Genomic DNA, 18,184 nt, shown 5'->3' on the forward strand with positions numbered 1-18,184 from the left:
GGACACCGCCCTCCCACCACGGAAGGGCGGCCCGGTCCCTCACTCCTTGACGATCTCCTCGACCTTGATCGCGTCGCCCTCCGAGATCAGTACCCTCGCCTCGAACGTGACCCCCGCCTTGAGCGCCTTGAACAGCTCCGCCGACGTGCAGCGGTGCGGAACCGCCCCCTTCTGGCAGACGCTCCCCTGCGTGTCGAGCACGACCGTGTCACCGGTGAGGTGCACCTCGTGCGGCCCGTCGGAAGCGTCGACCACGACCGACTCCTTCCCCAGCGGGCTGAGCCGCCCCGTCACGTCGTCGACCCGCGAAACGCTCCCGCTGCGTGTCGGCGTCGCCGTGGGGGTGACGCTCGGCTCCACCGGAACGTCCGGCACGCTCTCACTGGGTGTCTCGGACGGCACCTGCGACGTGTCGGCGGTGACGGACGCAGTGGGCGACGCGGCGGCCGAGGGGCTCTCCCCCGAGGCTCCCGAGGTCCCCGAGCCTCCCGAGGAGCAGGCCGCCAGGCAGGCGGCGAGCGCGACGGCGAGCACGGAGCCCCGGACGGCCGAAGGAACGCGTGTCACTTTCACCCATCTACTCACGGACAGCACCATTCCACGAGAAACGGTGTCGTGGTTAATCGCCACAAGATCCTCACGGTCGACGCATACTGGTCACCGTAGGCTCCCCCTGAGGCGGTGTTGATGGACAGCGGACTGATCCTGCTGGTCTTCCTGGCGTTCCTGTTCGCCTGGGGGCTCAACCGGGTACGGCGCGCGATGCGGCTCGGCACGGTCGCCTACGCCGGCATCATGATCGTCTTCATCCTGGTGATGCTCGCCCTCTGGGGCCAGACCTTCCGCTAGCCCACCGAGCCGTCGACCCGACGAGGCCGGCCCCGCACGCCGTACGGAACGGGGCCGACGGTCCCGTCGTCAGCTCCGTGACCCCTCAAGCACCACCCGCGCGACCAGGGCCGGATCGTCGTTCATCGCCAGGTGCCCGCAACCCCGCAGCAGCCGCACCCGCTGCCCCGACCACCTGGCGGCCCGTACGGCCTGCCGACGGGGGAACAGCCGGTCGCGGTCGCCCCAGGCGATGGTCACCGGCGTCTTCGGCGGCGCCGGAGGCATCAGCCAGACGAACGAGTCGAGGGTGTCGTCGAACCCCGGCGCCTCCCGCAGCGCCCGCCTGGCCGAGGAGAGGTCCTGTGCGGAGAGCCTGGACGGGTGGCCGACGAGCAGCCCGGCGGCCAGCGTGTGACCCAGCGGGTTCGCCGCGAGGGCCTCGCCCCGCTCCGAGTCCAGCGCGAAGGCCAGTGCCCGGAACGTCCTGAGCACCGCCCGCGAGTACACCAGCTCGCTCCGGTTCCAGAATCCGACGGGCGACAGCGCCGTGGCCGTACGGACCGTCCCCCGTGAGGCCAGCTCCAGGGCCACGTATCCGCCGAGGGAGGTGCCCGCGACGTGGGGTTCGCCGAAGCCGAGCCTCGCGCAGAACGTCTCGACCGCGTCGGCGAGGCTCTCCACCGTGTACGGCGAGCCCGGCGGCAGCGGCGGGGAGGCACCGAAGCCGGGAAGGTCGACGGCGATCACGTCCCGCTCGGCCGCGAGCAGGTCGAGCACCGGCAGCCACGCCTGCCAGTGGTGACCGATTCCGTGCAGCAGGACCAGGGGCTCCCCTGTCCCGCGACGTTCGAAGGCCAGATCCATCCCCCGAGTGAAGCACCGATCGTCCCCGGCTTCTATGACGGGGGCGCCATGCCCTGACCGCCTCACCGGCTCAGGACGCGTAACCTGCGGGAAATTTCCGGACAAGCTCACGAAACCTGGCAGTGATCTTGATTCTGGTCAGCGTGACTTGGTGGGGATCTCGAACCAGACGGCCTTACCCTCTCTGGTCGGGCGGGAGCCCCAGCGCTTGGCGAGCTGGTCGACGAGGTAGAGACCCCGGCCACCCTCGTCGTTCTCCCCCGCGCTGCGGATGCGGGGAAGGCGCAGGTCCTGGTCGAACACCTCGACCCAGACGGATTCGCCTCCCCTGCGGAGCCTCAGGGTGAACTCCTTCTCGTTGACGACCTCGTCCTCGAAGCCCGGGATGTCCCACGACTCGTCGAAGGAGAAGGGGGTGGTGGTGTCGATCACCAGGTCACGACGGGGGACGCTGGCGTTCGCCGCGTGCAGCACGACGTTGGTGACCACCTCGGAGACCAGCAGGCAGGCGAGCTCGGCGCGCTCCTCGGGGACGTTCCAGCCGCTGAAGGCCTCCGCCGCCATCCTGCGGGCCTCGCCGACCATGATGGGCTGGGCGGGGAAGGTGCGTTCCTCGACGTCGAGCTCGTCGCGGGCGGACCTGACGACCAGGATGGCCATGTCGTCGTCGATCTCGCCGGGGACGGCGTCCGTCGCGGCCTGGGCGATGTTCTCGACCGTGTCGTCGGAGACCTCGATGAGTTTGCCGAAGAGCGCGGCGAGGGTCTCCTCGTCGCTCGGCGGCCTGCCGTCGGCGTCGCGCAGGGGGCGGCGGTCGACCAGGCCGTCGGTGTAGAGCAGCAGCGCGGCCCCCGCGGGCAGCGTGCGGGTCTCCTCCTTGTAGACCAGGTCGGCGTTGATGCCACGGGCGCGGACGCCCAGGGGCTTGCCGACCTCCTCGATCTCCAGCTCGCTGCAGGTGCCGTCGACCAGGAGCAGCGGCGGGGCGTGCCCGGCGTTGGCGAAGGACAGCTGGCGCGACCAGGCGTCGTAGACGAGGTACTGGCAGGTGACGATGGGCGGGACGCTGATGTCGGCACCGCTGTCGTCCCACTCGGGGGTGGCGATGCTGTGGGTCCAGTCGTCGAGCCTGGCGAGGATCTCCGCAGGTGGCTTGTCGTCCTGGGCGAAGGCCCGCAGCGCGGCCCTGAGCTGGCCCATGACGGCGGCGGCCTTGGCTCCCCTGCCCTCGACGTCGCCGATGACGATGCCGACCCGGCCCGCCGACAGCGGGATGACGTCGTACCAGTCGCCGCCGACCTGGGTCTGGATGCCCTGGCCGTGCGAGGCGAGCGGCGCCGCGGGGCAGTAACGGACCGCGATCTCCAGGCCGTCGAGCTCGGGCAGCGGCGCGGGGGGCAGCAGGTTCTTCTGGAAGGACTCGGCGGTGTGCCGCTCCTCCTCGAACAGCAGCGCGTTGTCCACGGCGAGCGCGACCCGGGTCGCGACGGCTCCGACGAAGTCACGGTCGAAGGCGTCGTAGTGCGGGCTGCGCCGGTCGGTCAGGTTGGACAGGCCGAGGTACATCAGCCCGAGGACCTCACCGCGCACGCACAGCGGCGCCACGATGGCCGAGGTCATCCCGATCTCGGCGGCGAGGCGGGTGCTGGCCTCTCCGGGGCTGGGGTAGTTGGTCTGGGAGAAGTCCTCGACGAGGATCGTCTCCTGGCGCCGCAGCGCGATCTCGGCGTAGTGCCCGGTCGGGTAGTTGATGTCGGCGCCGATGGGGGCCCAGGTGTTGGGCGGCGGGCTCCAGCCCGGGACGTGGCTGGAGACCTTCCTGGTCAGCCTGCCGTTGTCCATGAGTTCGATGAAGCAGTGGTCGGCGAACTGCGGGACGAGCATCTCGGCGACGCGGTTGAGCGTCTCCTCGACGTACAGCGAGCCCGCGAGGCGCTCGCCGATCCGTTCGAGCAGGCCGTAGCGGTCCTTCTCGCGTTCGTTGCTGCGCATCGCCTCCCTGGCGGTGATGACGATGCCGGTGACCGAGCCCGACTGGTGCCGCAGCGGCACGGCCTGGGCCCGGACGTAGATGATCGTGCCGTCGCCGCGCTTGACGTCGAAGGTGCCCTCCCACACCCCGCCCTTGAGCACGTGCTTGGCGAGCTCGACGGCGAGGGGGTGGTCCTTCTCCATGATGCCCAGGGAACGTGACTGGTCGCGGGCCGCCGGGCCCGGCCTGCCGAACAGCCGTTCCGCGAAGGGGTTCCAGTAGACGACGTTGCTGAAGCGGTCGGTGACGACCACCGCCATCTCGGCATGGTCGAGGACCGAATGCGCCGAAAGGTGGTCGGCGGTGTCCTGTGAGAGATCCCCCCACCGTTTCATCCAGCGACCACCCCTTGGGGACGGCTTTGCGCAAAGCGAACCACGGTTGCTCCTGCTGCGGTCTCGGCAGGGGAGTGGAGGGTCTCCCGGGGGGATTTCAACCAAGCAGATGGATCTTGGTCATCGGGTGGAGACGAAGACATGCGCGGCGATGTCTCGCGGGAGGTCCGCCAGAGTATTCTCCGCCTTGTCGTCACCTGTCACCCGCACACCGTCGTCGCTTGCCGCGAGCGTTACCTCGCGTCCGGGTTGTATCCCAACTTGCTTGAGTTTAAGCATCACAGCCGGATCACTTTGCACTTGTTCGCTAATTCGGCGGACGACAACGGGTATATCCCTGGGTCCGGCCAGCGCCGCCATCGACGGCAGTGACTGCCAGGCCGCGCCGTCCTGGGCCGCGACGCCCAACTCCTCAAGGCCCGGGATGGGGTTGCCGTGCGGGTCCTCCTTCGGGTGGTTCAGCAGCGTGACCAGCCTGGCCTCGACGGACTCGGACATGACGTGCTCCCAGCGGCAGGCCTCGACGTGCACCTCCTCCCATGGCAGGCCGATCACCTGGGTGAGCAGGCACTCGGCGAGGCGGTGCTTGCGCATGACGCGCGTGGCGAGCGTGCGTCCCAGGTCGGTCATCGTCAGGTGCCGGTCTCCCTCAACCCTGACCAGGCCATCGCGCTCCATCCGGGCCACCGTCTGGCTGACGGTGGGACCGCTCTGCTGAAGCCGCTCGGCGATGCGCGCACGGAGAGGGGTGATTCCCTCCTCCTCCAACTCGAAGATCGTGCGGAGGTACATCTCCGTGGTGTCGATCAGGCCGTGTGCGGTCAAGGCTCCTCCCGTCCTTATCTCGTTCCAAGGCCGGTCGCGGCGTCCTCCCCTGGGGACAGCGACAGACCTGAAGTCCTCGGACTCTGACCCTATTGCGAGATCCGCCCACAGCGGCCAACGATGGCAACATCGGGGGCAGGTAAATCCTTCCCAACCTGCCCAAACACTCTGATCACTTGGACCCCGCGGCGGCGGAACGGTAACGCCTGAACGCCGGTACGGCCAGCCCGACCGCGAGCACCACCACGGCGCACGCGATCCCCCCGCCGACCCAGGAGGCCGTGGCGCCGAACCACACGGCCGTCGCGCCCGCCCTGAGGTCGCCGAGCCTGGGGCCTCCGGCGACCACGACCGTGAACACGCCCTGCATGCGCCCGCGCATGTCGTCGGGCGCGTGGGTCTGCAGGATCGTCTGCCGCCAGACGGCCGAGACCAGGTCGGCGGCGCCGCCCAGGGCCAGCAGGGCGATCATCAGCCACAGCTGGCCGACCAGTCCCGCCAGGGCGACGCTGACGCCCCAGGCGGCGATCACGAACGTCAGGGCGAGCCCCTGGCGGCTGATCCGGCCGACCCAGCCGGACAGCAGGCCACCGAGGACCGCGCCGATCGAGATGCTCGCCGAGAGCCAGCCGAACGCGAGCGGGTCACCGCCGAAGCGTTCGGCGACGATCTCGGGGAACAGCGCCCTGGGCAGCGCGAACGCCATGGCGATGATGTCCACGACGAACGACATCATCACCACGGGGTGGCCGGAGATGTAGCGCAGGCCGTCCACGACGGAGCGCAGGCCGGGGCTGGTCACCGCGCCGACCGGTTCGAGGCGCGGCAGCCGTACGGCGGCGTAGAAGCCGGCGCCGAACAGCAGGGCGTCGATCAGGTAGGCGACGGCGACGCCGCTCTGGGCGAGCACGAAGCCCGCGATCAGCGGGCCGATCACGGTCCCGAGGTTGCCGACCAGGAAGTTGAGGGTGTTGGCGGCGGGGACGAGCTCGGTGGAGACGAGCCTGGGGATGATCGCCCCCCGGGTCGGGCCGGTGATGGCGAACCCGGTGGCGTGGACGGCGACGGTGGCCAGCAGCAGGCCGATGCTCGACACCTGCAGGAGCGCCTGGGCGAGCAGGGCCAGCGTCGCGCTCCAGGCGATCAGGGAACCGACCAGCAGCAGTTTGCGCCGGTCGACGGCGTCGGCGACGGCCCCGCCCCACAGGCCGAAGGCGACCAGGGGGATCAGGTTGGTCGGGCCGAGCATGCCGACCCAGAAGGAGGAGCCGGTCATGCCGTAGATCTGGGCGCTGACCGCTACCGAGGTGAGCTGGAAGCCGATGAACGAGACGCCCTGACCCATCCAGAGCCGCCGGTAGGCCGGGACTCGCAGTGGACGGGTGTCCACCGCGAGTCTCCTGACGAGATTCCTGACCGCCACGTATCCCCCTCAGCCCTTAGGACATATGGGGATATATCAGTAATGGCCAGGTAACAAGTCACGGGGCCAGGCGTTCGACGGTCCACGAGGCGCCCGTACGGCGGTAACGGAGACGGTCGTGCATGCGGTCGAGCTGACCCTGCCAGAACTCCACCTCCGACGGCACGACCCGGAAACCGCCCCAGAAGTCGGGCACCGGCGGGTCCTCCGGCCAGCGCTCGGCCAGCTCCGCGTAGCGCTCGTCGAGCTCCCGCCTGGACTGCACGACGGCCGACTGCCGCGAGGCCCACGCCCCGATGCGCGAGCCGTAGGGACGGGACCTGAAGTAGGCGGCCGACTCCTCCCGCGGCAGCCGTACCACGTGGCCCTCGATCCTCACCTGGCGGCGGATGGAGTGCCAGGGGAACAGCAGGCTGGCCCTGGGGTTCTCGGTGAGGTCGCGGCCCTTGCGTGACTCGTAGTTGGTGTAGAAGACGAATCCGTCCTCGTCGTAGCCCTTCAGCAGGACGGTCCTTGCCGTCGGCCTGCCGCCGGCCGAACTGGTCGCGACGACCATCGCGTTCGGCTCGGGAAGCTCGGCCGCCACGGCGTCGTCGAACCATCGGGCGAACTGGCTGACGGGGTCGGGGGCGAGATCTTCCTCAAGCAGAGGGAGACCTTCGTAGGTGCGGCGAAGCCCGGCAAGCGAAGGCGGGCGCGAGGTGGCATCCACGGGACGGTATTCTCCCGTGCTTGACGGAGAGCATGCGCACCGCCCCCACCTGGGACGATCGCGTTCCGGCGGGTCCGGCGGCACACCACCGCGCCCTAGGGGGTTGAATATGACCCGCCGGTATCTCGACATCAAGGCTTTGACTTCAAGAAAGGGAGGCGGCCGAGAATGTCCGACTTCAAACCCGGGCTCGAAGGCGTGGTGGCCTTCGAGACGGAGATCGCGGAACCGGACAAAGAAGGGGGCGCCCTTCGTTACCGGGGCGTCGACATCGAGGAGCTTGTCGGTCGCGTTTCCTTTGGACACGTGTGGGGCCTGCTCGTCGACAACACGTTCCAGCCGGGCCTCGCCCCGGCCGAGCCGTACCCCATCCCTGTCCACTCCGGTGACATCCGCGTCGACGTACAGAGCGCGCTGGCCATGCTGGCCCCCGCGTACGGCTTCAACCAGGTGCTCGACATCGACGCCGAGCAGGTACGCGCCGACCTGGCGCGCGCCAGTGTGACCGCCCTCAGCTTCGTCGCCCAGTCGGCGCGCGGCCTCGGCCTGCCGATGGTCCCGCAGAGCGAGGTCGACAAGGCCGAGAGCATCGTCGAGCGGTTCATGATCCGCTGGCGGGGCGAGGCCGACCCCAAGCACGTCAAGGCGATCGACGCCTACTGGACGTCCGCCGCCGAGCACGGCATGAACGCCTCCACCTTCACCGCCCGGGTGATCGCCTCGACCGGTGCCGACGTCGCGGCGGCGCTGAGCGGAGCGGTCGGCGCCATGTCCGGCCCGCTGCACGGGGGCGCCCCCGCCCGCGTGCTGCACATGATCGAGGGCGTCGAGAAGCTGGGCGACGCCAAGAAGTGGGTCCAGCAGGAGCTGGACAACGGCCAGCGGCTCATGGGCTTCGGCCACCGGGTCTACCGGGCCGAGGACCCCAGGGCCCGCGTGCTGCGCCGTACGGCCAAGGAGCTCAACGCGCCCCGCTACGAGGTCGCCGCGGCGCTTGAGCAGGCCGCCCTCGAAGAACTGCACGCCCGTAAGCCCGACCGGGTGCTCGCCACCAACGTCGAGTACTGGGCCGCGGTCATCCTGGACTTCGCCGAGGTCCCCGCCAACATGTTCACCTCCATGTTCACCTGCGCACGCACCGCGGGCTGGGCGGCTCACATCCTGGAGCAGAAGCGCACGGGCAGGCTGGTCCGCCCCAGCGCCAAGTACGTGGGCCCACCGCAGCGTTCGATCAACGACGTCCCCGGCGCCGCCGAGGTCCTCGCCTCCTTCTGACCCCCCGATCAGTCTCGTACGGCTGTCGCGCGACGCACTCTCGCGCGGCAGCCGTCTCGTGTTTATCGGGTGATTTCAGTCTCATTCCGGACACCACGCACGTCTCGAAATACGGACCCCGAGCGGGATCGCGCGGCGGGCTCAGTACGCTGTTCAGGTGGCTGACATCGTGATTCCCTCTGACATCAAGCCCGCCGACGGCCGTTTCGGCTGCGGGCCCTCGAAGGTACGACCTGAGCAGCTGGCGGCTCTGGCCGCCTCCGGTTCCACCCTGATGGGCACCTCCCACCGGCAGAAGCCCGTCAAGTCGCTCGTCGGGCGCGTGCGTGCGGGCCTGCGGGAGCTGTTCTCCCTCCCCGAGGGGTACGAGGTCGTCCTCGGCAACGGCGGCACCACCGCGTTCTGGGACATCGCCGCCTTCGGACTCGTCCGTGAGAGGTCGCAGCACCTGCACTTCGGCGAGTTCTCCTCCAAGTTCGCCTCCGTCGTGGCGAAGGCCCCGTGGCTGGGCGACCCGACCGTGATCAAGTCCGAGGTGGGCAGCCACCCCGAGGCCCGTCTCGAAGAGGGCGTGGACGTCTACGCGCTCACCCACAACGAGACCTCGACCGGCGTCGCGATGCCGATCAAGCGGGTCGGCGAGGAGGGCTCGCTGGTCCTGGTCGACGCCACCTCCGGCGCGGGCGGCCTGCCCGTCGAGGCGAGCGAGTTCGACGTCTACTACTTCGCCCCGCAGAAGAGCTTCGCCTCCGACGGCGGTCTGTGGCTCGCCCTGATGTCCCCGGCCGCGCTGGCCAGGGTCGAGGAGATCTCCGGCAGCGGCCGGTACGTCCCCGAGTTCTTCAGCCTGCCGACGGCGATCGACAACTCCGTCAAGGACCAGACCTACAACACCCCGGCGGTGGCCACGCTGTTCCTGCTGGCCGACCAGCTTGAGTGGATGAACGGCAACGGCGGCCTGGCCTGGACCACCGCCCGCACCGCCGACTCGGCCCAGCGGCTCTACACGTGGGCGGAGAAGACCTCCTACACCTCGCCGTTCGCCGCTCCCGAGTTCCGCTCGAACGTGGTGGGCACCATCGACTTCTCCGCCGAGGTCGACGCCGCCGAGGTCGCCAAGGTCCTGCGCGCCAACGGCATCGTGGACACCGAGCCCTACCGCAAGCTCGGCCGCAACCAGCTGCGCATCGCGATGTTCCCGGCCATCGACCCCGACGACGTCGAGGCGCTGACCAAGTGCATCGACCACGTGGTCGAGCGGCTCTAGCCCTTCCCTGAGCCTGGCCGGTGGGGGAAGGGCGACGTCCTTCCCCCACCGGAGGCCCTGGTGACCACGCGGACACCCGTGGGGCCCGGAGGCCGGGCCCTTTTCGGGGCGCGCCGGGAAACTGGCTCCCAGCGCCCTCTCAGCTCCGTCCCGAGCCCTCGTGCTCCAGCGGCTCGGGGATCTTGTGGAAGGTGAAGCCGGAGGCCGCGACGGTTCCGGCGGCGTCCAGCACGCAGACCACCGGCAGGAACGTCACGTTGAACGCGGCGGAGACCGGGCCGCCCGCGGGCTCGACCACCACCCGGGCGACCGCGGACAACCTCGCCACGTAGGCGAGCGTGTCCCCCGTCTCCTCCCCCACGACGACGGCCAGCGCCTGCTCGCGTCCCCCGGGCATCCCGCCGGCCCGCCGTACGAACTCGGGCTCCAGTTCGGCGCAGGGCGCACAGCCGACCGAGAAGAACCCCACCAGCGTGTCGCCGGGGAGCCGGTCCCGCGAGATCCGCTCCCCGTCCATGGTGACGGTCGTGAAGTCGGCGGGCCTTCTCCCCACCGCGGGCAGAAGGGCTCCGACGCCCGTCTCCCCCTTACCCGGTTCCTCGGGCCTGGCCGCGAGCAGTCTGGAGTGCTCACGCAGGCGTCTGATCACGCCCAGCACGAGCGCCAGATTCAGGATGCCGAGCAGTCCCAGCGGAATCACGAAGACGAGCTGTGCGGACATGGCTGCCTACCTTCTCAGTGAGGCGTGCGGGGATCGGGGGACGCGCCGAACAGATCGACGATGTCGTCGAGCCGGGCGACGACCAGCGCCACCGCTCCCCCGGTTATGAGCGCGACCGCCGTGCCCGGTGCGAGCAGCCGCTGGTCGTGGCTGGCCACCGCGACGAAGACGGCCACCAGCGCGAGGAGCACGTTGCGGACGACGTGCGCACGGCCCAGCGGTCGCGTCGAGGCGCCGAAGCACCGGCAGCCGGCCGAGCCGCCCCGGGACGTCGACCAGGCGATGACCACGGCGAAGACCGTCAGCAGGGCCGCGGACAGAAGCGCTCCCCCGGTCGCGGTGGCGTCGAAGACCAGCAGGACACCGCCTGTCGCCTCGGCGGCCACGATCAGGGCGGCCGCCGCCGTCTCCCCGCCCGCGGGCAGCACCCGCAGGTCCCGCAGCGACTTCGCGAACGCGCGGAACAGGGCCGGGGAACGCGCCTTGCCCACCGTCGACATCAGGAAGACGACGGCGAGCAGGCACCTGCCCCCGACGTCGAGGTAACCCGACATGACACGCCCTTTCGGCTCGGTTGTCCCCGGCGACCGGCCGGGCCCGGCTAGCCGCAGCCCACCGCGGCGGGCGACAGCGTCGCGCTGACCTCCAGGCCTCCGCCTGAGCGGGCGCGGGCGACGATCACGCCGCGGTGGGCGGCGACGATGGAGCGGACGATCGACAGCCCCAGACCGGCTCCCTCCCTGGGGCCGGACCTCGCCTCGCCGAACCGGACGAAGGGTTCGAACAGCTCGTCGACCTTGTCCGGGGGGATGTCCTGGCCGGTGTTGCCGACCGTCAGGCCGCCCGACGCCGTGACGGTCACCTCGACCACACCGCCGGGACGGTTGTAGCGGATCGCGTTCTGCACCAGGTTCATGAGGAGCTGCGTGATGAGGACCCGGTCGCCGGAGATCTCGACCGGCGCGGCCCTCAGCTCCGTGCGCACACCGGCCGAGGCGGCGACGTCGGTGTACTGGGCCAGGACCTCCCCCGCGACCTCGTGGAGCGGGATGGGCTCCCTGCGTGCCAGGCCCCGGTCGCTCTGCGCCATGAGCAGCAGTCCCTCGATCAGCCGCTCGCTGCGTTCGTTGATGGTCAGCAGTTCCCGTCTGGCCCGGACCACCTTCTCCGACATCGGCCCGGCCAGCCCCAGCTGGAGTACCGTGCGCTGGACGGCCAGGGGGGTCCTCAGCTCGTGGGAGGCGTTGGCGACGAAACGACGCTGACTGTCCGCGGCCTGCTCGATCCTGGCGAGCATGTCGTCGAAGGTGTCGGCGAGCCTTTTGAGCTCGTCGTCCGGCCCCCTGAGTTCGATGCGCTCGTGCAGGTTGTCCAGGCAGAGGCGCCGCGCGGTCTCCGCGATCTGGTTGAGCGGCCTGAGCATCCTGCCCGCCAGCCACCAGCCGATGAGCGCGGCCATGATGACCAGTACGGCCAGGCAGGCGGCGGACGTGGTGAACAGCTGGTGCAGCAGTTCGTAGCGGGCCTGCGCCAGCCGCCTGTCGATGGCCTCGGTCGTGTAGGACCTGGCCATGGAGACGATGACGTCCACCGACTCGCCCGGCGGCTTCCCGGTCGACTTGTTGGTGAAGGAGATCACCTTGACCTTGGAGTCGACGCTCCGTGCCAGCAGGAAGTAGACGACGAAGATGACGACCGTCCCCGCGGCGAGGATGAGCCCGCCCTGCACCGCGGCGAGCCTGACCCTGACCGGCAGGCCGAGCCACCGTGCGGGCGCCCGGCGCGACGTCACCACGGCTCAGATCCGGTATCCGGTGCCCAGCACGGTCTCGATCACCGGCGGGTCTCCCAGCTTGGCCCTCAGCTTGGCCATCACGACACGGACGGCGCTGGTGAACGGGTCGGCGTTCTCGTCCCACGCCCGTTCGAGCAGCTCCTCGGCGCTGACGACCCGTCCCTGAGCCGACATCAGCACCTCCAGGACGGCGAACTCCTTGGGGGACAGCGCCAGCGGGACCCCCTCACGGGAGGCCTGCAGCCGTGAGGTGTCCAGCGTGAGACCGCCGCACCGCAGCACCGGGGGCAGCGCCGTACCGGTCCGCCTGCCGAGCGCCGACACCCTGGCGAGCAGCTCGGAGTAGTCGAACGGCTTGGGCAGGTAGTCGTCGGCGCCCAGGCTGAAGCCCTGGAGCCGGTCGCGGACGCTGCCCGCCGCGGTGAGCATCAGCACCCTGGTCCTGCCGCCCTCCCTGGTGAGCTCCTCGCACACCTGGTCACCGGAGACCCCGGGAAGGCCCCGGTCGAGGATCACCACGTCGTAGTCGGATCGGGCGAGCCGTCTCAGCGCGTCGGTCCCGTCGTAGGCGACGTCCACCGTCATGTTCTCTCCGCGCAGCCCGTCGGCGACGTAGTCGGCCAGCACACGCTCGTCCTCGACCATCAGCACGCGCATGGCACGCCTCTCCTCAGGTGGGTGTGTCGCCACAGTAGGACGACGTGGATAAAGCCGATGTTTCCAATGACGGAAACGTCAGCCGAACGCCCCCGTCTGTAGACCTGTGGAGCACGGCGCCGCCGTTCACGGCCGCGCCGTACCGCGAAAGACGGAAGGTCGAAAAACCATGAGAACTCCCCGGCTCAGCGGAGCCGTGATGATCGCCGCCGCGCTGGTCCTGACGGGCTGCGGCACGGACTCCGGCCAGAACGCACAGACCGGTACGAGCACGCCGAACGTCCAGGACCAGGGGGTCGCCTACGCGCGATGCATGCGTGAGAACGGGGTGAACATGCCCGATCCCGACCCCAACCGGCCCGGCGCCATCACCATCCCCAAGTCGGGGAACACCGCCGCCCTTCAGGCCGCGATGAAGGCGTGCCAGCAGTACCTGCCCGTCAAGGCGCAGGAGAAGATGGGCGGTTCCGAGGACATGGACCGGATGGTCGCGATCGCCCGGTGCCTGCGTGAGAAGGGCGTCGACGCGCCGGATCCCCAGCCGGGGCAGGGGCTCACCATCCGCGACCGGCTCAACGACCCCAAGGTGCAGCAGGCGCTGATGGCCTGTCAGAAGTCCTCGTCATCCTCCGGCGGCGCGGGATGAGGGACCCCTCCTCCGACGACTCCCCCGGCGACGGCACCGCGCCCGGACCCGCCGCCAAGCGGCACCCCCGGCGCCGTCGCCGCCTGCTGTGGGCCGCCGCCGGTCTCGCGGTCGCCGTGGCCGCGACCGTCGTGGTCGTGACGCGGCCGCCGTCCCGCGCCCCGGCGCCGCGGGAGGCGGCCGTGACCACCGCCCCGGTGGTCCGCACCGACCTCGCCGACCACGAGGAGATCGACGGGACGCTGGGCTACTCCGGCACCTACCTCGTCTCGGCCAGTGGAGGCACCCTCACCTGGCTGCCCCCCACCGGACGGACCGTACGCCGGGGGCAGCGGGTGTACGGCGTGAACGGGCACTCCGTACCGCTCTTCTACGGAGCGACACCGCTGTGGCGCCCGCTGCGGCAGGGGGTGCGCGACGGGCAGGACATCGCCGTCCTGGAGAGAAACCTGGTGGCGCTGGGCTACGGGCAGGACGTCACGGTCGACAGGCACTTCGGCTACGCCACCTGGCGTGCCGTCCGGCGCTGGCAGCGTCACCTCGGCGTCGAACAGACCGGGGTGGTCAACCCCGGCGACGCCGTCGTCGCCCCGGAGGCCCTGCGGATCGCCGCCGTGCCCGGCGTCTCGGGCGGCACCGCCGGCGGGGTCGTCGTCAGGGCCACCGGAACCCGGCAGGTCGTCAACGTCGACCTGCCGGTGAACCGGCGGCAGCTGGCCGTCAAGAACGCCAAGGTGAGCGTCGACCTGCCGGGCGGGCGGACCGTGCCGGGACGCATCCGGCGGGTGAGCACGGTGGCCACCGCCCCGTCGGGCTCCGCCCAGGACCGACAGCCCGGTCAGGCCACTGGCGACGCGATCGTCCCCGTCGAGGTGAGCCTCACCGGGCGTAAGGCCGCCGGCGGGCTGGACGGCGCCCCGGTGACCGTGAGCTTCACCAGCCGGGTGGACCGGAACGTGCTCGCCGTACCCGTGGCCGCGCTGCTCGCCCAGGGCAAGGACTCCTACGCGGTCCGCGTCGTCGACGCGTCCGGCGCCGGACACGCCGTCCCGGTACGGCTCGGCTCCTTCGCCCTCGGGCTGGTCGAGGTCAGCGGCCCCGGGATCACCGAGGGCGTGCGCGTCGAGGTGCCGTCGTCATGACCGCCGTGATCACCGCTGAGAAGGTGTCCAAGACCTATCCGGGCGGAGTGGCGGCGGTGCGCGAGGTGTCGCTGTCGGTGCATCGCGGGGAGCTGCTGGCCGTCGTCGGCCCTTCGGGTTCCGGCAAGTCGAGCCTGCTGCACATCCTGGGGGCGCTCGAACTGCCCGACAGCGGAACCGTCCGGATGTTCGGGCACGACCTGGCGACCCTCCGCGACCGGCAGATCTCCGCGGTCAGGGCGAGCTGGATCGGCTTCGTCTTCCAGCAGTTCTTCCTCACACCGCACCTCAGCGCGGTCGACAACGTGGCCACCGGACTGCTCTACCAGGGCGTATCCGCCGGGACCCGCGCCCGGCGCGCCACCGCGGCCCTTGAGCGCGTCGGCCTGGGCCACCGGCTCAGTCACCGGCCGCACGAGCTCTCCGGCGGCGAACGGCAGCGGGTCGCGGTCGCCCGCGCCCTCGTCGCCGGTCCCGCGGTCGTCTTCGCCGACGAACCGACCGGCAACCTCGACTCCGCCTCGGGCGCCGGCGTGCTGAGCCTGCTCCGCGAGCTGCACGCCGACGGCACCACGATCGTCATCGTCACCCACGACCTGGAGATCGCCCGCAGCCTGCCGCGCCGGGTGGAGATCCTCGACGGCCGGATCAACTACGACGGGAAGGGCTCATGAGCTCCATACCGCTTCCTCCTTCGGCTCGGCTCTCCGCCGCCGTCGTCTTCCGGGTGTCGCTGGTGGGGTTGCGCGGACGGCCGTTGCGGGCGGCCCTTTCCGCGCTCGGCATCGCCATCGGCGTCGCCGCCATGGTCGCCGTGCTGGGCATCGGCGCGGCCAGCAGACAGCAGCTGTTGGACCAGATCCGGATGCTGGGGACCAACATGCTCACCGTCCACCCCGGCCAGAGCCTGTTCGGGGAGAACGCCAGGCTGCCGGTGGAGTCGGTGGGCATGGTCGCCCGTGTCCCCTCGGTCCGGTCGGTCACCGCGGTCGGCGCCGTGGAGAACGGCACGGTGCGCCGTACCGACAAGATCCCGGCTTCGGACACCGGCGGGATCGCGGTGGCCGCGACCAAGCTCAACCTGCTCACCACGCTGGGGGGATCCGTACGCTCGGGCGTCTTCCTCAACTCCGCGACCGAGATGTATCCGGCCACGGTGCTGGGCTCGGTCGCCGCCGGCAGGCTCGGGGTCGGACAGCCCGGCGACCAGGTCTATCTCGCCGGGCACTGGTTCACCGTCATCGGCATCCTGAACTCCCTGCCGCTCAACCCCGAGATCGACCGGTCGGCCCTGGTCGGCTGGCCGGTCGCCGAGGGCCTCCTGAGGTTCGACGGTCACCCGACCACCCTGTACGAGCGCTCCGACGAGGAGGCCGTCACGGCGGTCAGGGAGGTGCTCGCCTCCGCGGTGAACCCGCGCAACCCCGAGGAGGTCCAGGTCAGCCGCCCCTCGGACGCCCTGACCGCCCAGCTCGCCGCCGCCTCGACCTTCAACTCGCTGTTTCTCGGCCTGGGCGCGGTCGCCCTGCTGGTCGGCGGCGTCGGGGTGGCCAACACCATGGTCATCTCCGTGCTCGAACGCCGCCAGGAGATCGGGCTCCGCCGCGCCCTCGGCGCCAACCGGGGTCAGATCCGGCTGCAGTTCCTGGCCGAGTCGGTCGTGCTGTCCCTCCTCGGCGGTCTGTCCGGCGTCCTGCTCGGCGTCCTCGTCACGCTGGGTTACGCGGCGTCCCGTGGCTGGCCGTTGGTCCTGCCCGTCCAGGCCCTGGCCGGCGGGGTCGTCGCCTCAATGCTGATCGGCGCGGTCGCGGGCCTCTATCCGGCGCGCAGGGCGGCCAGGCTCACACCGACCCAGGCGCTCGCCACCGGATGACCCGACTTCGGAACGATGCCCGAGAAAGGGGAACCGACTCCACTTGGAACACCTCACCCACTGCGATTAGGTAAGCCTTTCCTTTTTAATTCGACCAGGGACAGGAGGGTTCACCCCGCCACGCCCTTGCAAAGTTAATGGATGTCAACGATCTCCAATACAGACCGGTTAAAATAAATAAAGAGCCGCGAAAAAAGCATTTCGAAACGATGATCCATCTCCTCCTGAATTGCCCGAAATAGGGCTTGTTCCACCAGAGGGCGCCATGCATACTGGGGAAGCGCTGAAGCGCGGATGCGAAATCGTGCAAAAATTCAAGGAGGAGAGAAATGGCGGAAACAAAGACCCTTAGGTCGGAGGACATCGCGGTCACCACGCAGGGGGTCCTCACCTCGAACGCGGGTTTCACGGTCTGCAACACGGACCCGACCGACCCTTGTGTCGTCATCTGCAACCCCGACCCGAGTGACCCCTGCATCTAATTATGACGTCATCTGAGAACAAGGGCCCGAGGGGGGCAGGCGCGGAGAACCGGCCCCCCTTCGGCCTTTCCCGGCTGATCGACCCGATCGATCTTGAAACGTTCAGGGAAATCTACCTTGAGAAGCAGCCTCTATACGTGAAGAGGCAGGATCCGCACTACTACGCGGACATTCTCACACTGACCGACGTCGATGAGATACTCTCCGCCTCAAGCCTGCTCACAACGGACATCCGGCTCGTTGAGAATGGCCGTGAGATATCACTTTCCGACCTTTTCCCCAACGAGGCGGAAGGGCGGGCGAACGGCCTTGAGGCACTTTACGAAAGTTATCGGAACGGCGCGACCGTCAATCTGATGTTCCTGCACGAGCGCTGGCTTCCGCTGAAGCGGGTGTGCCAGTCGCTCGCCGCGGAGCTGACCGTCGGTGTCCACGGAAACGTCTACCTGACTCCCGCGGGGGCACAGGGGCTCCAACCGCACCACGACACGCACGACGTGTTCGTGCTGCAGCTCTACGGCACCAAGCACTGGCGCCTGTACGAGTCACAGACCCGTCTGCCGCTGCAGTCCCAGCTCTACCGGCACACGGGCGAGGACCCCGAGGTCGTGACACGCGAACTCGACCTGTCCCCCGGCGACCTGATGTACCTGCCGCGGGGGACCGTCCACGCGGCCACGGCCAACGAGGCGGCGTCCCTGCACCTGACGATCGGAGTCGTGCCCGTCGTCTGGGCGTCCCTCCTGCGCAAGGCCGTCGATCAGGCGGTCGCGGCGGACTCCCGGTTCCGGGAGGCCCTTCCGATGGGCTTCGCGCTGGACGAGACGACACGCAAGGAGGCGAAGGAACGTCTGAGCGAGCTCTTCGACGACCTGCGCGGTGCCCTCTCGGCCGACGCGGTCGTCGAGGAGGCGGCCAGGACCGTGCTGCGGCGCAGGCAGCCCGCCCTGCTGGGCCACCTCCAGGATCTGGAGGCGGTGGGGGCAATCGACGTGACCACCCCGCTGCGCCGGCGGCCCGGCCTGCTGTGGCACCTGGCCAGGGAGGGTGAGCAGGTCATGCTCACCTTCCACGGCAAGGTGGTCAGCTTCCCCGCGCACGTCGAGGACGAACTGAACTTCCTCGGCACCGTCGACGAGTTCACCGGCGCGGGCATTCCGGGAGCGCTCGACGAGGCGGGACGGATGGTCCTGACCCGCCGGCTGCTCCGCGAGGGTTTCCTGACGCTCGCCTGAAATCACCCCGATCCGATTCCCGGTGGGCGCGCCGCGGCGTGCCCACCAGGACGATCTCCGCCGGACCGG

Annotated in this window: 18 protein-coding genes; 8 read left to right on the plus strand and 10 right to left on the minus strand. The window is 69.9% G+C overall.

The genetic code is table 11. The features are described from left to right. Positions 1 to 39: 39 nt before the first annotated feature. Entirely contained in the window at positions 40 to 567 is a 528-nt protein-coding gene (locus ACIBVQ_RS22620; protein WP_399179707.1) for a hypothetical protein, read from the minus strand. A 120-nt stretch (positions 568 to 687) separates the two neighbouring features. On the opposite strand from ACIBVQ_RS22620, the gene ACIBVQ_RS22625 reads away from it, so the two are divergent. Further along, complete coding sequence (locus ACIBVQ_RS22625; RefSeq protein ID WP_352014715.1) at positions 688 to 849, plus strand: hypothetical protein; 162 nt, start codon at positions 688 to 690, stop codon at positions 847 to 849. Between the two features lie 69 nt (positions 850 to 918). On the opposite strand, the gene ACIBVQ_RS22630 is transcribed toward ACIBVQ_RS22625, so the two are convergent. From ACIBVQ_RS22630 to pdxH, 5 genes are all read right to left on the minus strand, one after another. Then, complete coding sequence (locus ACIBVQ_RS22630; protein ID WP_352014714.1) at positions 919 to 1,695, minus strand: alpha/beta hydrolase; 777 nt, start codon at positions 1,693 to 1,695, stop codon at positions 919 to 921. A gap of 138 nt (positions 1,696 to 1,833) precedes the next feature. Next, positions 1,834 to 4,062: a SpoIIE family protein phosphatase gene (locus ACIBVQ_RS22635; protein WP_352014713.1), complete on the minus strand. Its 2,229-nt coding sequence runs from the start codon at positions 4,060 to 4,062 to the stop codon at positions 1,834 to 1,836. 120 nt (positions 4,063 to 4,182) lie between these two features. Beyond that, positions 4,183 to 4,887 (minus strand): metal-dependent transcriptional regulator, encoded by a 705-nt coding sequence (locus ACIBVQ_RS22640; RefSeq protein ID WP_352014712.1) that lies wholly within the window; start codon positions 4,885 to 4,887, stop codon positions 4,183 to 4,185. Positions 4,888 to 5,059: 172 nt separating this feature from the next. Further along, positions 5,060 to 6,277 (minus strand): MFS transporter, encoded by a 1,218-nt coding sequence (locus tag ACIBVQ_RS22645; protein ID WP_352014711.1) that lies wholly within the window; start codon positions 6,275 to 6,277, stop codon positions 5,060 to 5,062. Between the two features lie 91 nt (positions 6,278 to 6,368). Beyond that, positions 6,369 to 7,022, minus strand: coding sequence for a pyridoxamine 5'-phosphate oxidase (gene pdxH / locus ACIBVQ_RS22650; protein WP_352014710.1), 654 nt, complete (start codon positions 7,020 to 7,022; stop codon positions 6,369 to 6,371). 168 nt (positions 7,023 to 7,190) lie between these two features. Between pdxH and ACIBVQ_RS22655 the strand changes: the two genes are divergently transcribed. Both ACIBVQ_RS22655 and serC read left to right on the plus strand, forming a co-directional pair. After that, a complete protein-coding gene (locus ACIBVQ_RS22655) occupies positions 7,191 to 8,297 on the plus strand; it encodes a citrate synthase 2 (RefSeq protein WP_352014709.1) in 1,107 nt (368 codons plus the stop codon). A gap of 157 nt (positions 8,298 to 8,454) precedes the next feature. Next, complete coding sequence (gene serC, locus ACIBVQ_RS22660; RefSeq protein WP_362915210.1) at positions 8,455 to 9,564, plus strand: phosphoserine transaminase; 1,110 nt, start codon at positions 8,455 to 8,457, stop codon at positions 9,562 to 9,564. Between the two features lie 139 nt (positions 9,565 to 9,703). Here serC and ACIBVQ_RS22665 read toward each other — a convergent pair whose 3' ends face one another. Genes ACIBVQ_RS22665 through ACIBVQ_RS22680 form a run of 4 tightly spaced genes read right to left on the minus strand, consistent with a single transcriptional unit; the run spans position 9,704 to position 12,737 of the window. Beyond that, positions 9,704 to 10,285 carry a TlpA family protein disulfide reductase gene (locus ACIBVQ_RS22665; protein ID WP_399179712.1) on the minus strand — a complete coding sequence of 194 codons (582 nt, stop codon included), beginning with the start codon at positions 10,283 to 10,285 and terminating at the stop codon, positions 9,704 to 9,706. 14 nt (positions 10,286 to 10,299) lie between these two features. Then, a complete protein-coding gene (locus ACIBVQ_RS22670; protein WP_399179714.1) occupies positions 10,300 to 10,839 on the minus strand; it encodes a MauE/DoxX family redox-associated membrane protein in 540 nt (179 codons plus the stop codon). A 47-nt stretch (positions 10,840 to 10,886) separates the two neighbouring features. After that, positions 10,887 to 12,080 (minus strand): sensor histidine kinase, encoded by a 1,194-nt coding sequence (locus ACIBVQ_RS22675; RefSeq protein ID WP_399179716.1) that lies wholly within the window; start codon positions 12,078 to 12,080, stop codon positions 10,887 to 10,889. 3 nt (positions 12,081 to 12,083) lie between these two features. After that, entirely contained in the window at positions 12,084 to 12,737 is a 654-nt protein-coding gene (locus ACIBVQ_RS22680; protein WP_399179718.1) for a response regulator transcription factor, read from the minus strand. Positions 12,738 to 12,906: 169 nt separating this feature from the next. On the opposite strand from ACIBVQ_RS22680, the gene ACIBVQ_RS22685 reads away from it, so the two are divergent. The 5 genes from ACIBVQ_RS22685 (at position 12,907) to ACIBVQ_RS22705 (ending at position 18,115) form a co-directional block, all read left to right on the plus strand. Then, positions 12,907 to 13,383 carry a hypothetical protein gene (locus ACIBVQ_RS22685; protein ID WP_390047875.1) on the plus strand — a complete coding sequence of 159 codons (477 nt, stop codon included), beginning with the start codon at positions 12,907 to 12,909 and terminating at the stop codon, positions 13,381 to 13,383. After that, positions 13,380 to 14,525 (plus strand): peptidoglycan-binding protein, encoded by a 1,146-nt coding sequence (locus ACIBVQ_RS22690; protein WP_399179721.1) that lies wholly within the window; start codon positions 13,380 to 13,382, stop codon positions 14,523 to 14,525. The genes ACIBVQ_RS22685 and ACIBVQ_RS22690 overlap by 4 nt, the downstream gene beginning before the upstream one ends. Beyond that, on the plus strand, positions 14,522 to 15,199 hold the full coding sequence (locus ACIBVQ_RS22695) for an ABC transporter ATP-binding protein (RefSeq protein ID WP_399179723.1): 678 nt from the start codon (positions 14,522 to 14,524) through the stop codon (positions 15,197 to 15,199). The genes ACIBVQ_RS22690 and ACIBVQ_RS22695 overlap by 4 nt, the downstream gene beginning before the upstream one ends. Then, on the plus strand, positions 15,196 to 16,398 hold the full coding sequence (locus tag ACIBVQ_RS22700; protein WP_399179725.1) for an ABC transporter permease: 1,203 nt from the start codon (positions 15,196 to 15,198) through the stop codon (positions 16,396 to 16,398). The genes ACIBVQ_RS22695 and ACIBVQ_RS22700 overlap by 4 nt, the downstream gene beginning before the upstream one ends. 619 nt (positions 16,399 to 17,017) lie before the next feature. Continuing rightward, positions 17,018 to 18,115, plus strand: a complete 1,098-nt coding sequence (locus ACIBVQ_RS22705) for a JmjC domain-containing protein (RefSeq protein ID WP_399179727.1) — start codon at positions 17,018 to 17,020, stop codon at positions 18,113 to 18,115. The last annotated feature ends 69 nt before the right edge of the window (positions 18,116 to 18,184 follow it).

The sequence above is a fragment of the Streptosporangium sp. NPDC049376 genome, from assembly GCF_044466505.1.
Lineage (GTDB): Bacteria > Actinomycetota > Actinomycetes > Streptosporangiales > Streptosporangiaceae > Streptosporangium.